Source organism: Streptomyces sp. NPDC054866, assembly GCF_053610745.1.
In genome coordinates, this window is record NZ_JBSGZA010000002.1 from 1,259,448 (window position 1) to 1,272,792 (window position 13,345).

The following is a 13,345-nucleotide window of genomic DNA, read 5'->3' on the forward strand; positions in this document are numbered from 1 at the left end:
CACAACGGGGTTGGCCACCGAACCTCCCGCGCCGGCGCCGGGTTACTCCCGCAGCTCGTGCGCGCGCGGTCGAGGACCAGCCCGGTCGACGGCTCCGGGGGGAGCGGGCCGCCGACCGGGCCGGGTTGTTTCGGACCCGGGCGGTCGAGCCGCTCCTACGACCCCACCCCGGTGAGGTAGGCGGACACCACCACGTTCGCCGAGTACGTCTTGGACACCCGGTCGAACGTGCCGCCGCAGGTGATCAGGCGGAGCTCGGCGCGGCCCTCCTCGTGGGGGCCGTACGCCTTCTTCGCGTCGAAGCGGTCCCGGCTGATGACCTGGACGTCGTCCACGGTGAACTCGGCGACCGAGCCGTCATCGCGGGTCACCCGGACCTTCTCACCGGGGCGCACCGCGCTGAGGTCGTAGAAGACCGCGGGGCGCGTCTCGGTGTCGACGTGGCCCACGAACAGGGACGTGCCCGCCGCGCCGGGGCGCGTCCCGCCGCCGTACCAGCCGACGGAGCCCGCCTGTTCGAAGGGCGGCGGATCGATGGCACCGTCCTGGTCGAGCCCGCGGGTGATCACGGGCGCCCGCACCTTCAGCGAGGGCACATCGACACTCAGCGGCCTCGCGGCGTCCAACGGCTCGTGCGCGTCCGGGAGTTCGACGGCGAACGGCCGGCCGACCGCCGCCACGTCGCCGTTCGTGGGCTCCGAGACACCACCGCGTACGTCGGTGATCTCGCTGCCCCACAGCCAGAGCCCTACGAGGACCAGCGCCCAGGCGACCCCGGTGAGGAAACGCCCGTGCCCTGTCGACCCCTCATGGCCCGGCCCGTGGACCGAATCCTGGCCCGACATGTCGGTCGTCGCCCGTCACTCGGAGCGGCGCCGGCGGACGCTGCGGAACGCCACGGCCACGGCCGCCACCCCTGCGAGGATCAGGCCGATCACCGCGTGCCGGGTGCCGGGGCCCTCCTCCTGGGCGTGCGCGGCCAGCCGCGCGGTGCCGCCGCCGCCCGCGCGGACCGGCGAGACGGGCTCGGCGGGCCGCTCGGCCTGGGGCTGGGCGATACGCACGGTGCCCACGCCCTGGTGAGGATGGCCGTCGCAGACGACGGTGACGTCGTGCGTGCCCTCGACGCCGTCCCTGATCGTGGCGGAGCCGTTCAGGGAGTACTTGTCGCCGTCCCTGCCCGTGAGCTTCGCGTCCCCCGTGAACGCCCCGGACCCGGCGGACCCGGTCGTCCCCTCGCAGCCCGTGACGCTGATCTCCACCTTGGCCCCGGCCGCGGCGCTGGCCGGGGTGACGGTGGCATGCACTTTGCCCTGGTCATGGGCGTACGCGGGCGCCGTGGCGGCGACGGGGAGCACGGCGAGGACAGCGGCCCCGGCTATGCCACGCAGGGTGAGTGATCCTCTACGCATCGTGAACCTCCTGTTTCGAGGTTCACGCGCGGCGGCGGCTCACGCCTCCCGTGTGCGGCAAACGGGTGGTCTTACACGCGATCGACCAGGTCAGCGATGGAGTCCACGATGTTGGACGGCCGGAACGGGTGCTGGTCGATGTCCCCCCGGGAGGTCAGGCCCGTGAGTACCAGGAACGTCTCCATCCCGGCCTCGAGACCGGCGAGGATGTCGGTGTCCATGCGGTCGCCGATCATGGCGCTGGTCTCGGAGTGCGCCCCGATGGCGTTGAGGCCCGTCCGCATCATCAGCGGGTTCGGCTTTCCGGCGAAGTAGGGGCTGCGGCCCGTGGCCTTGGTGATCAGTGCGGCGACGGCCCCGGTCGCGGGCAGCGGGCCTTCCATGGAGGGCCCGGTCTCATCCGGGTTCGTGCAGATGAAGCGGGCCCCGCCGTTGATCAGCCGTACGGCCTTGGTCATGGCCTCGAAGGAGTACGTACGGGTCTCGCCGAGCACCACGTAGTCCGGGGCGTGGTCGGTCAGGACGTACCCGATGTCGTGCAGGGCGGTGGTGAGGCCCGCCTCGCCGATGACGTACGCCGTGCCGCCGGGGCGCTGGTCGTCCAGGAACTTCGCGGTGGCGAGCGCCGAGGTCCAGATGTTCTCGACGGGCACTTCGAGGCCCATGCGGGTCAGCCGGGCCTGGAGGTCGCGCGCGGTGTAGATCGAGTTGTTCGTCAGGACCAGGAAGGGCTTGCCGGACTCCCGGAGCCTCTTGATGAAGGCGTCGGCGCCGGGGATCGGGACGCCCTCGTGGATGAGCACGCCGTCCATGTCGGTGAGCCACGATTCGATGGGCTTGCGCTCTGCCATGGGGTGCACTCCTGCGGTGTACGGGTTGGCTGGGGCGCCGGGACAGCGCTGTGCCGACGCCCCCACCCTAATCAGGAAGCCGTGATCTTGACCCCGTCGATCACCCAATACCAGTTGTTGCCGCCGGTGTACCGGAAGCGGACCTGGGCCTTCTCGGCTCCCGCGGGCACCTGGAGGGCGATGTTCTCGACGACGGAGGGGGTGTCCGCGGTGTACGTCTTCACCGTGACCGGGGCCCCTCCGTCGTACGAGACGAGCACCTCGCCCTTCTGCGGGGCCTCCTGGCGGTAGTACGTCGTGTAGGTGAGGGTGGCCCGCGCGCCGCCCCGCACGGCGTACGGGGGGCTGACCAGCGTCGAGTCGAAGGTTCCTGAGAAGGACTTGTCGGTCCACTCGTCGCCGTCCGCGACCGCGAAGACGTTACGGGCGCGGATGTTGTTCTCGCGCTGCTGGTCCCGCTGGGCCTTCGTCCAGAACTCGTCCGTGGTGAAGGACCAGCCGCGCCACTCGGTGATGCCGCCCGTGCCCATCCTGGAGTTGTCGACGCTCCAGCCGCTCGGCGGTGTGTGCGTGAACCCGATGACTCCGGCGCCGATGCCGGTCTCGTCGACGGGCCCCGTCAGCTTGGCCCGCAGCGCGTCGAACGCGTCCGGCGTGGGCTGCTGCACCGGGCGGCCGTCCAGACCCCAGGCCGGGTCGATCGCGACGCCGAGGTGGGCGAGGGCGCTGGCGGCGATGTCGGGCATGCGGACGTCGTGGCGGACCGAACCCGCCGTCACCCCGCCACCGGTGGCGATCATGAAGGTCTGGCGCTCGGGCCAGCTCGATCCGCCGTGGCCGCCGGGGTCGGTGTGCCCGTGGTCGGCGGTGATCATGATGAGCCAGTCCTCTTCGCCGTACGTGGCACGGGACTTGACCGCGGCGACGATCTGGCCGACCTGGGCGTCGGCGCCGTGGATGGCGTCGAGATAGGCCCGGCTCGCGGCGCCGCTGTCGTGGCCCGCGTGGTCGATGTTGTCGAGCTGGACGAAGACCGCGTCGGGGTTGCCGCTCTTCACCTCGGCGACGGCGCGGGCGGTGGTCCCGGTGTCGTACTCGGCGCCGGGCGTGGAGACCCGGGTGTCGACCTTCGCGGAGAAGATGATGTCGGTGATCGGGGCCCAGGACGAGACCGCGTAGGTCCGCAGGCTGGGCTTCGCGGCCTCGATGCGGGTCATGAAGTCCGGGTAGGCGGCGAGGTTGTGGCCGGTGAACTCGTTGTTCACGACCTTGTGCTTGTCGGGCCAGACACCCGTGATGAGCGTCGACCAGCCGGGGCCCGACGAGGTGGGGGCGAGCGGGTTGGCGTAGATGCTGCTCGGCGCGGTCAGGCCCGCGCTCATCAGGCCCTTGAGCGCGGGCGCGTCGGCGTCCTTGATTCTGCCGAGCAGGGCGCCGTCGAGGCCTATGACCAGGACCTTGGGGGTCTTGGCGGCGGCTTTGGCGACGGCGGCGAGGGGGCCCGCCGCAAGGGCGGCGGCCGCGGTGGAGACGAGCAGCGAGCGGCGGGAGATGCCTGACGACACGTGGTCCTCCGAGGTTCGTAGGGGGTCGGCGTTCGTGAGGGGCGGGCGCACGCCAACGCCCCTGGAGAACCAGGGGCGTTGGGTCCATACCCGTTATCTTTTCGCTACCGAACACCCCGGGGCCAGGGGTGCGACGGTGAACTCTCAGCTACCGGGTGAACGCTCAGCTACCGGTCGCCGACTTCCAGTCCTCGACGTACGTCTGGAGGTTCTCGGAGATGTCGGACCAGTCAGGCTCGAAGACCTCGACCCCGTCGACGATCTTGTCGAGCGCGACCGCGTTGGGGTCGGTGGCCTTGATGTCCTTGCGTGCCGCGAAGCCGCCGCCGATCTCGCTGACCTGCTGCTGGGCCTTCTGGCTGAGCAGGTAGTCGAGGAACTTCTTGGCGTTGGCGTTGTGCGGAGCCTTGTTCACCAGGCCGGCCGCGTAGGGCAGCGCGAAGGTGGTGGGCTTGCCGCCCTCCTTCGCCGGGAACCAGATGCCGAGGTTCGGCATGTCCTTGGACTGGGCGTAGTTCATCTGGACGTCGCCGTTGGCGGCGAGGAGCTCGCCCTTGTCGACCTTGGGCGCGAGCTTGCCGGTGGAGGCGGAAGGACCGACGTTGTTCGTCTGGAGCTTCTTCAGGTAGTCCATGGCGGGCTTCTTGCCGCCGAAGTCGTGCATCGCCTTGATGAGCACGGCGGTGCCGTCGCCCGCGACACCGGGCGTGGAGTACTGGACCTTGTCCTTGTACGAGGAGTCCGTGAGGTCCTCCCACGTCTTGGGCGCCTTGGAGCCGCTGAGCTCCTTCTTGTTGTAGATGAAGCCGAAGTAGTTGTTCACCACGGAGGTCCACTTGCCGTCGGCGGCCTTGTCGGCGCCGTCGACCTGGTCGGAACCCTTGGGCTTGTAGGCCTGGAGCAGGCCCTTCTCGTCGGCCTGCTGGATGAACGGCGGCAGGGTGATGATGACGTCGGCCTGCGTGTTGGACTTCTCGCGGACGGCGCGCTGCACCATCTCGCCGGAGCCGCCCTCGACGTAGTTCACCTTGATGCCGGTCTTCTTCTCGAAGTCCTTGAAGACCTGGTCGTACCAGCCGTCGCCGTTCTCGCCCTTGAGGCCGTCGGCGCTGTAGACGGTGACCTCCTTCGCGTCGGACGCGGAGGATTCACCGCCGCACGCGGTGAGGGATCCGGCGAGGACGAGGCTCCCGGAGACGGCGGCGAGCGTGCGGGTGCGGGTGCTGATGCGGGTGTGACGCGACATGACGTTTCGTACTCCTTGAAGCCTTGGGGGATGAGGTCTTGGCTCAGCGGTAGGAGGCGCGGGTGCGGATGCGGGAGACGCCGAAGAGGACGAGCAGCGTCGCCGCCATCAGGACCACCGCGACGGCGGCGCCGGTGAACAGGGAGCCGCGGTCGGTGGCCGCGTAGATCTGCACGGGAAGCGGCATCCAGTCCGGCGGATAGAGCATCATCGTGGCGCTCAACTCGCCCATGGAGAGCGCGAAGCAGAGGCCCGCGGCCGCGTTGAGCGACGGCAGCAGGAGCGGCAGCTTCACCTTCCACAGGACGTACGAGGGCCGGGCACCGAGCGATGCGGCGGCCTGTTCGTACGCCGGGTCGAGTCGGACGATGGCAGCCGAAACCGACTGGTAGGCGAACGCCGTGACAAGAATGGTGTGCGCGAGGATCACGATCCAGCGCGTGCCGTTGAGGATCATCGGCGGCATGCTGAACGCGACGAGGACCGCGAGCCCGACGACGACGGAGGGCACGGCGACCGGCAGCATGAACAGGGTGTCGAGCACACGCTTGCCGCCCCTCTTCAGCGAGGCGGCCGCGAGCGCGGCCCAGGACCCGACGGCAAGCGCGAGCAGGCTGGCGCTGACGGCGGTGACCAGGCTGGTGGTGAGCGCCTTGAGCGATTCCCCGCGGGTGGCGGACTCGTAGTGCCCCGTGGTGAATCCGGAGGGAAAGGCGCCGGACCAGTGCGAGGAGAACGAGGCGGCCAGAATCACGAGGAGAGGCACCGCGAAAAGCGGCAGGAAAAAGACGAAGAAAAGAAGCCAGGTGGCCCATTTCCCCTTGCGGCTATGCACCAACACGACGGCTCACCACCCGGTAGAGGCTGTAAAGGCCCACGGAGATCGCGATGTTGACCACGGCGACGACACAGGCCGCCGGATAGTCGGACTCGAGAATGGCCTTGCTGTACACGAGCATGGGAAGGGTCGTGACCCCTTTCGCGCCGGTGAAGAGCACAATCCCGAACTCGTTCAGACACATGACGAGTACGAGGCTGCCGCCCGCGGCGAGGGCGGGCAGCGCCTCGGGCAGGATGACCCGCCGGATGATGCGGCCGGACTTCGCCCCGAGGCTCGACGCCACTTCCAGCTGCGCGGTGTCGATCTGCGAGAAGGCGGCGAGCAGGGGTCGCATCACGAAGGGCGTGAAATACGTGATCTCGGCGAGGAGAACGCCCCATGGGGTGGTGAGGAACTGGAAAGGACCTTCGGCGGCCCCGGTGGCGTCCGTCCACATCCCATTGGCCATGCCCTTGGTGCCGTAGATGAACAGCAGGGCGAGGGTGATCAGGAAGGACGGAAAGGAGAGAAAGACGTCGATGAACCTGGCGACGGCTTTCCCTCCCGGGAACGGCACGAAGGCGATGACCAGCGCGAGCGCGAACCCGAGCACGAGACACCCGACGGTGGACCCGACGGCCAGCCACACGGTGGTCCCGAGCGCCTCCCGGAACGCTTCGGAGGCGAAGACGTCGGAGTAGGGCTGAAGGGAGGTCCCCCCGGTGTCGGGCTGAACGGACTGCTGGACGACGAGGGCGAGGGGGTAGAGAAAGAAGAGGGCGAGGAGAGCGATGGGGGGCAGGGCCCACACGAAGCGGGGTATCTGTCGCCGCGTACCTTCCGGCCGCCCTGGCTGTGGGCAGGCGTTCCGCAGGGCGATTGGGGCCTCCCCTGCTCGAGCGGAGCCGAGAGCTTGGGGAAGGGTGGGCACAGCCCCCACTGCCGGGTCACTTTTCAAGAGGCGTCCACCAGAGCTAGCCATCGGTCACCCCACCAGCCAGCAGCACCGCGTCTTCCGGCGCGAAGTGCAGCGTGACGTCGTCACCGATACGGGGCGGAGTCCGAAGCTCCCGAAGGTCCGCCTTCACCCGCTGCCCAGCGACATCGACGTACAACCGATGGGTGGCCCCCCGCCACTGCACCTCGGCAACGCTGCCCGTCAGGGCGTTGGGACCATCCCCCAGGCCGACCAGGTGCGGCCGCACACACAACGTGGCGGTGGCGCCCCGAGCCGCACCCGCTGTGTCGACCTTCAGATCAGTACCGCCGAACGAGACGGTGCCGGACCCCACCCGCACCGTGAGGAGATTCGCATTGCCCACAAAAGACGCCGTGAACTCGGTCCGAGGCGCCCGATAAAGCTCCTGCGGAGTCCCGCAGTCCTTGAGGCACGCCTTGTCCATGACGGCGATCCGATCGGCCAGAGTCAAAGCCTCGACCTGGTCATGGGTGACGTACAGGATAGAAACGTCGGGCAACTCCCGGTGCAACCGGGCAAGTTCCCCCAGCATCCCCGACCGCAACTGCGCATCGAGCGCGGAAAGCGGCTCGTCGAGCAGAAGCACCCCCGGCCGAATGGCCAACGCCCGCGCGATGGCGACCCGTTGCTGCTGCCCTCCGGAAAGCTCCCGGGGAAACCGCTTGGCGTACGAGGCCATCCCCGTCATCTCCAGCGCCTCGGCGACCCGCCCCGGTATCTCGGACTTGGCGACCTTCTGCGCCTTCATGCCGAAGGCGACGTTGTCCTGGACCCGCATGTGCGGGAAGAGCGCGTACTGCTGGACGACCATTCCGATCCCCCGCTGATGCGGCGGAAGGCCGGTGACGTCGCGCTCCCCGATGAACACCCGCCCGGACGCCGGCCGCACGAACCCGGCGACGGCCCGCAGCGCGGTCGTCTTGCCCGAGCCCGAAGGGCCGAGCAGGGCCATGACCTCGCCGGGCTCGACGGTCAGGTCGAGCGAGTCGAGCACGGTGTTCCTGCCGTAGGCGACCGAGACGCGATCGAAGCGGATGCCGCTGCTCATTCCCCGACACCCCTGAGAAGAGCGGGCAGTTCGGCGACGGACCCGAGGACGTGGGTGGCTCCCGCGCCGCGCAGCGCCTCGTCGTCGTGCGCTCCCGTCAGCACACCGGCGACCACACCGGCCCCGGCCCGCACCCCGCTGCGCATGTCGTACGCCGTGTCGCCCACGACGGCGACCTGCCGGACGTCGTCCACCGTCCCCGTCCGCAGGAAGGCGCTGAGCACCATGTCCGGGTAGGGCCGCCCGCGACCGCCCGCGTCGGCGGGGCACAGGGTCAGCTCGACCAGGTCCCGCCAGCCAAGCGCGTCCAGGATGGCGTCCTGCGTGACCCGGGCGAAGCCGGTGGTCAACACCACGGTGAGACCCGCTGACTTGAGCTCCTCGACGGCTTCCCGCGCGCCGGGGATCGGCGCGATCCTGCCGCCGTCGACCAGCTCCCCGTACGCCTTCTCGAAGGCCACGTTGGCTCGCTGGGCAAGAGCCTCCTCGCCGAACAGATGGCGGAAGACGGAGATCTTCGACTCGCCCATGGTGGCGCGTACGTAGTCCAGCTTCTCCGCGTGGTCGGCCGAGTCCGGCTCGACGCCGAGTTCCCGCGCGGCGGCGGAGAAGGCCTGCTCGACGAGGCCTCCGTCGGCGACGGTGGTCCCCGCCATGTCCAGAACCACGAGGCCGATGCTGCTGCTGTCTGCGGTCAACTCCCTCACCATCTCCCTCACCATCCCAACTGGTCGGCGGTCTTCTCCGCGATCGCGGGCGAACACGTCATGCCGCGCCCGCCGGGCCCGGTGACCAGCCACACGCCCTCGCGGACCTGCTGCCGGTGCACGACACGGGCCGTGTCGACGCACTGGGCGTACACCCCGGCCCAGCGCCGCTTGATCTTCGGCAACGGGCGGCCCAGGAAGCCCTCGACGACCTCGGTCAGGTGGTCGTAGGGGTCTTCGAGGGTGTCGAAGGCGAAGGGGTGCTCGTACTCGTGGGTGTCGCCGATGGTCAGTCCGCCGTCCTTGCGCTGCACCATCAGGAGCTGCATCTTGTGCTCGGCGGCGGTCGGCGTCTGCGCCTGTCCGGCGTTGAGCGCGTCGAGGGCGTCCGACTTGTACGCCGGGTAGTAGCGGAAGCTGTCGGCGTCGGCGACGGAGGTGGTGAGCGGCTCACCGAGGGGCTCCGTCTGCATCATCTGCAGCCGCACGCGCCGCACGGGCAGGTCGGACCCGGCCAGCTCCCGCACGAGGCCGCCGAGCCAGGCACCGGTGGCGAGCACGACGACGTCACCGGTGTGTACGTCTCCGTGGTCGTCCCGCACCGCGTTCTCGCCGACGACTTCGCGGACCTCGCGGCCGGGCAGGAAGGTGTAGCGGGGAGAGGCGCGAAGTGCCTCGCGCAGCCGGAGTTGAGCCGTGCGCGGCTCCACGGCGGCATCCCGCTCGCACCACAATCCGGCGATGAAGTCACCCCGCAGCGCCGGGTTGAGGGCGCGGGCCTCGGCGGCGTCGAGCAGCTTGTAGCCGCGGGCCGCCGCGTCGGGGCGGGTGAGGGCGGCCTCGGCGACCGCGCGCTCGCGTTCGTTGCGTACGAGGGTGAGGGAGCCGTTGGCCCGGAAGCCGATGCCCTCCACCCTCGCACCTATCTCCTCCCAGAGCTCACGGGCCCGCAGGGCGGTGTCAAGCTCCTCGCCGCCGGCGCGGCCGCTCACCCATATCTGCCCGAAGTTGCGCAGCGAGGCGCCGCGGGCCTCGCTCTCGCGCTCGATCTGTACGACCTCGTGGCCGCGTTCCACTGCGTGCCAGGCGTGCATGGTTCCCACCACGCCGGCTCCTACGACGATGACTCTCACGGCGGCAACGCTCCTGGGGGCGAGTGACCCGCTGTGGTCCTGTCGGCGACGGGATGGTGAACGGCCACCCAAGGTTGGCCTAGACCCGTTACGTTCTCGTTACCAAGGGGGCGATGGGAAGAGGAGACCGCCGACGGGTCAGCCGCCGTTGCCCAGGTGAGTGGTGAAGGAGAACCGGTCGCCGCGGTAGAGGGTGCGGACCCGCTCCAGCGGATGGCCGGACGTGTCCCGTGAGAGGCGGTGGATCAGCAGCATGGGCAGCGCGGGAGGGGTGCCGATGAGGAGGGCCTCGCGGGGGGTGGCGAGGACGGTCTCGATGCGTTCGTCGGCGTCGCCGAAGGAGATGCCGAGCTGGTCGCGCAGGTAGGCGTAGAAGGAGGAGTCGGGCTCGAACTCCCGGTCAAGCGCGGGGACTCGGGCAACGGAGACATACGTACTTTCGAGCCCCACCCGCTCGTCGTCGGCGAGCAGTACACGCTCCATGTGCCAGACGGGCTCGCCGTGCCCGACCCCGATCTCGGCGGCAAGTGCTTCCGGGGCGGGGAACCGGTCGAGGGAGATGAGATTTCGCCCGGGGATACGCCCCTGCCGCCGTACGCCTTCCGTGTAGCTCGCGAGGGACAGCGGCTGCTCCAGCTTGGGGCCCGCGACGACGGTGCCGCGCCCCTGTCGGCGCAGCCGCCCTTCGAGCAGCAGCTCACGCAGCGCCTGCCGCACGGTCTCCCGCGCGACCTCGTACCGCACGGCGAGATCCCGCTCGGTCGGCAACGTCTGCCCGTCCCCCAACTCCTCTATCAGCTCGGCGATCCGGGCCTTCACCGCGTAGTACTTCGGGATGCGGCCGTGCTCGGGAATGCCGGAGCGGATGGGGGCGCCGGGAGCCTGGCCGAGCAGGTGGGAGGGAGGGTGCGGGGAGTTCGGGTTGTCCACCCAGGGATGTTCGCAGACGGATGTGAACGGGCGGGTGAACGGAGGGGGTGGCGGCGGCTTCGCGTGCGGGGGGGGGCTCAGCGCCTGCTGCGCGCGCCCCGCAGCCGCCGGGCCCCGGCGACGAGTGCCCACCCTCCGGCGAACAGCGCACCGGCGACGGCACTGACGCCGAGCAGGGCTCGGGGTCCTGTGGCGGCGAGTTCATCGGCGTACGGGAACCCTCCGGCGTCGGAGCGCTCATGGCCGCCGTCGCTGTCCGGAACGTCACGGTCCGCGGGCCCGACGCCCCCACTGTCGTCGCGGTCGGTACCGGTGCCCCCGCCCCCATCTCCATCTCCATCCCCGTCACCAATGCCGATATCGATACCGATACCGATACCGATACCGAACGGATAGTCCTCCGACTCGCCCACCCAGTCCCCGTCGTCGTCACGGCGCTGGACGACGGCGGCGGAGATGACGGCGCGCTCGGAACGGGCCTCGGAGGTGAAGGAGAGCCGCGCCTTGACGGTGAGAGTCCGTCCCGCCTTGACCGTGAATCCGGGGAATCCGTCGTCGAAGACGCCGACGTTCTCGTCGCGGTCGGTCCGTTCGAACGCGACGGGGCGCCAGCGCGTGCCGTCGTGGAACTCCAACTGGACCTGGCGGGGGCGCAGTTCGCGCTCCTTGTCGACGATGACGACGACCGGGTGGATGTTCCCGCAACTGCCACGGGTGGTGTTGGCCAACTCGACGGACCACTTGCGGTAGCCGCCTCCGGCCTCGTAGGTGGCGGGCCCTCCCCGGATCCGCGTCCCGATGGGAAAGCCGTCGCCGCTTGGGTCGGAGCAGGTGGGGGGCTGGGCAGCGTGAGGCCGCTGCACGACCGCGGCCGCTGCCGCGGCGTCGCTCGTCGGCACCACGAGCGCGGCGGCGGCAACGGCGGTGATGCCGGAGGCGAGAGAGCGGCGGAGTCGCATGAGGGGCCTTTGCTGGGCGCGGAGCGGGCGAGGCGTTGGGGGGGGCGGGGGCTAGGCCCATATGACACGGCTCATGGCCCGCGACCTTGCCACGCCCGAGGCCGCCCCCGAGTACGCCACAACTCCGTACGGCCGACTGCCCCGCGCAAGTTCCTCCTATCAGCCGACTTTCCACAAATCCCGATTGCCACGACCACCACAACCCACGGGCCAGCGAAGCCCTTGCCCGAGCGACACCGCGCCCCCCAAGGGGCGCGAGGAACTGCGCGACCAACCCCCACACACCCGCACCAAAAAACCGACCCCCAACCCCCCAGCCCCGGCCCACCGAGAACACTCCCGAGCAGCACCACCCCCCAAGGGGCGCGAGGAACTGCGCGCCCAACCCCCACACACCCGCAGCAAAAAGCGAAGCCCCAAGCCCCAAGCCCCAAGCCCCCAACCCCGCCCTACCCCCGGCCCCCCGGAAACCCCACATCCGCCCGCCCAAACAACGGCGCAAGCAGCAGCTGCGCAGCGCCCTCCGCGACGCCCCGATCACCCCCGGACGCCACAGCGACCGGGACCTCCGCGCCGCCTCCGCCCCGCCTAGCCCGCGCAGTCACCACCGCACCCACGCCCCGCACAAAGCGCCCCTCGTCCGCCAAGACGACCCGCCCGCCGAGCAGGACAAGGTCGATGTCCAGCAGGCTGACCAAGTTCCCCGCCCCCACCCCCAGCACCCGCGCCGCCTCGTCCAGATCGCCCCGCGCGACCGCCGCCAGGCACAGCGCCTCGATGCAGCCGCGATCCCCGCACTCGCACTCCGGGCCGTCCAGCTGAATCACCTGGTGCCCGAACTCGCCCGCCCCCGTCCGCGCCCCGCGGTAGAGCCCCCCGCCCAGCACGAGCCCCGCGCCGAGCCCCGTCCCGAGGTGCAGATACGCGAAGGACTCCGCCACCCCGCCCAGCGCGAGGCCGAGCGCCGCCGCGTTCGTGTCCTTGTCCACGACCACCGGCAGCCCGAGCCGCCCGGCGAACGCGTCCCGCAGCGGAAACCCGTCCCACGCGGGGAAACCGGTCACGCGATGCAGCACCCCGTCGGAGTGGTCGAGGGGACCGGGCAGCGCGACCCCGACGCCGAGCAACCCCCGCGTCCCGCCATCACCCCGATCAAGGTCTCCGACCAGCGACCGCACCACCCCCACCGCCGCGTCCACCACCGCCTCCGCACCAGCGGCGAAATCCAGCGGCGCCCGGCGCTCCGCGACCACGTGGCCGGTGAGGTCGACCAGGACCGCCGTCAGCTCGTCGCGGTCCAGGTGGAGGCCGATCGCGTGGCCCGCGTCCGGGACGAGCCGCAGCAGCGTCCGCGGCTTGCCGCCCGTCGAGGCGCGCCGGCCCGCCTCCGCCGCGAGACCCTCCGTACGCAGCCGCGCGGTGATCTTGCTGACGGCCTGCGGCGTGAGCCCCGTACGCTCGGCCAGTTCGAGGCGGCTTATGCCGCCGTCCCCGGCCGTGCGCAGCAGGTCGAGGACAAGGGCGGCGTTGTGCCCGCGCAGCGCCGGCAGGTTCACCCCGGCACCCGTCCTGCCACCGCTCCCCGCACCTGCCATACCCCCCATGCCCGTACCCGCCCTCGCCTCATCAGTGCTGTTCACACCCCCATTGTCGCCCGCGCTTGCGCTTTGGCAACACCGTTGCTTAAGTGGAACG

Annotated in this window: 13 protein-coding genes; all 13 read right to left on the minus strand. The window is 70.4% G+C overall.

The window, feature by feature from the left end; all coding sequences use genetic code 11:
* Positions 1–155: 155 nt before the first annotated feature.
* Positions 156–845, minus strand: coding sequence for a class F sortase (locus ACWGI2_RS14340; protein ID WP_453695509.1), 690 nt, complete (start codon positions 843–845; stop codon positions 156–158).
* A 15-nt stretch (positions 846–860) separates the two neighbouring features.
* Positions 861–1,412 (minus strand): hypothetical protein, encoded by a 552-nt coding sequence (locus tag ACWGI2_RS14345; protein WP_453695510.1) that lies wholly within the window; start codon positions 1,410–1,412, stop codon positions 861–863.
* Positions 1,413–1,483: 71 nt separating this feature from the next.
* Complete coding sequence (locus ACWGI2_RS14350) at positions 1,484–2,263, minus strand: HAD-IIA family hydrolase (protein ID WP_453395708.1); 780 nt, start codon at positions 2,261–2,263, stop codon at positions 1,484–1,486.
* A 71-nt stretch (positions 2,264–2,334) separates the two neighbouring features.
* Positions 2,335–3,828 (minus strand): alkaline phosphatase family protein, encoded by a 1,494-nt coding sequence (locus ACWGI2_RS14355; protein ID WP_453695512.1) that lies wholly within the window; start codon positions 3,826–3,828, stop codon positions 2,335–2,337.
* A gap of 163 nt (positions 3,829–3,991) precedes the next feature.
* The gene (locus ACWGI2_RS14360) at positions 3,992–5,074 is read right to left on the minus strand and encodes a 2-aminoethylphosphonate ABC transporter substrate-binding protein (protein ID WP_453695513.1); all 1,083 of its coding nucleotides are present in this window, start codon (positions 5,072–5,074) and stop codon (positions 3,992–3,994) included.
* A 43-nt stretch (positions 5,075–5,117) separates the two neighbouring features.
* A complete protein-coding gene (locus tag ACWGI2_RS14365) occupies positions 5,118–5,915 on the minus strand; it encodes an ABC transporter permease (protein ID WP_453695515.1) in 798 nt (265 codons plus the stop codon).
* Positions 5,902–6,876, minus strand: coding sequence for a 2-aminoethylphosphonate ABC transporter permease subunit (locus ACWGI2_RS14370; RefSeq protein ID WP_453695516.1), 975 nt, complete (start codon positions 6,874–6,876; stop codon positions 5,902–5,904). Before ACWGI2_RS14370 ends, ACWGI2_RS14365 begins: the two co-directional genes overlap by 14 nt.
* Positions 6,869–7,921: an ABC transporter ATP-binding protein gene (locus tag ACWGI2_RS14375; RefSeq protein ID WP_453695517.1), complete on the minus strand. Its 1,053-nt coding sequence runs from the start codon at positions 7,919–7,921 to the stop codon at positions 6,869–6,871. Before ACWGI2_RS14375 ends, ACWGI2_RS14370 begins: the two co-directional genes overlap by 8 nt.
* Positions 7,918–8,619, minus strand: coding sequence for a phosphonatase-like hydrolase (locus ACWGI2_RS14380; RefSeq protein WP_453695519.1), 702 nt, complete (start codon positions 8,617–8,619; stop codon positions 7,918–7,920). Before ACWGI2_RS14380 ends, ACWGI2_RS14375 begins: the two co-directional genes overlap by 4 nt.
* Before the next feature lie 17 nt (positions 8,620–8,636).
* Positions 8,637–9,761 carry a TIGR03364 family FAD-dependent oxidoreductase gene (locus tag ACWGI2_RS14385; RefSeq protein ID WP_453695521.1) on the minus strand — a complete coding sequence of 375 codons (1,125 nt, stop codon included), beginning with the start codon at positions 9,759–9,761 and terminating at the stop codon, positions 8,637–8,639.
* Between the two features lie 138 nt (positions 9,762–9,899).
* A complete protein-coding gene (locus tag ACWGI2_RS14390) occupies positions 9,900–10,691 on the minus strand; it encodes a GntR family transcriptional regulator (protein ID WP_453695522.1) in 792 nt (263 codons plus the stop codon).
* Between the two features lie 77 nt (positions 10,692–10,768).
* Positions 10,769–11,650, minus strand: a complete 882-nt coding sequence (locus tag ACWGI2_RS14395; RefSeq protein WP_453695523.1) for a cell wall protein — start codon at positions 11,648–11,650, stop codon at positions 10,769–10,771.
* A gap of 449 nt (positions 11,651–12,099) precedes the next feature.
* Positions 12,100–13,254 (minus strand): ROK family transcriptional regulator, encoded by a 1,155-nt coding sequence (locus ACWGI2_RS14400; protein WP_453695764.1) that lies wholly within the window; start codon positions 13,252–13,254, stop codon positions 12,100–12,102.
* Between the last annotated feature and the right edge of the window lie 91 nt (positions 13,255–13,345).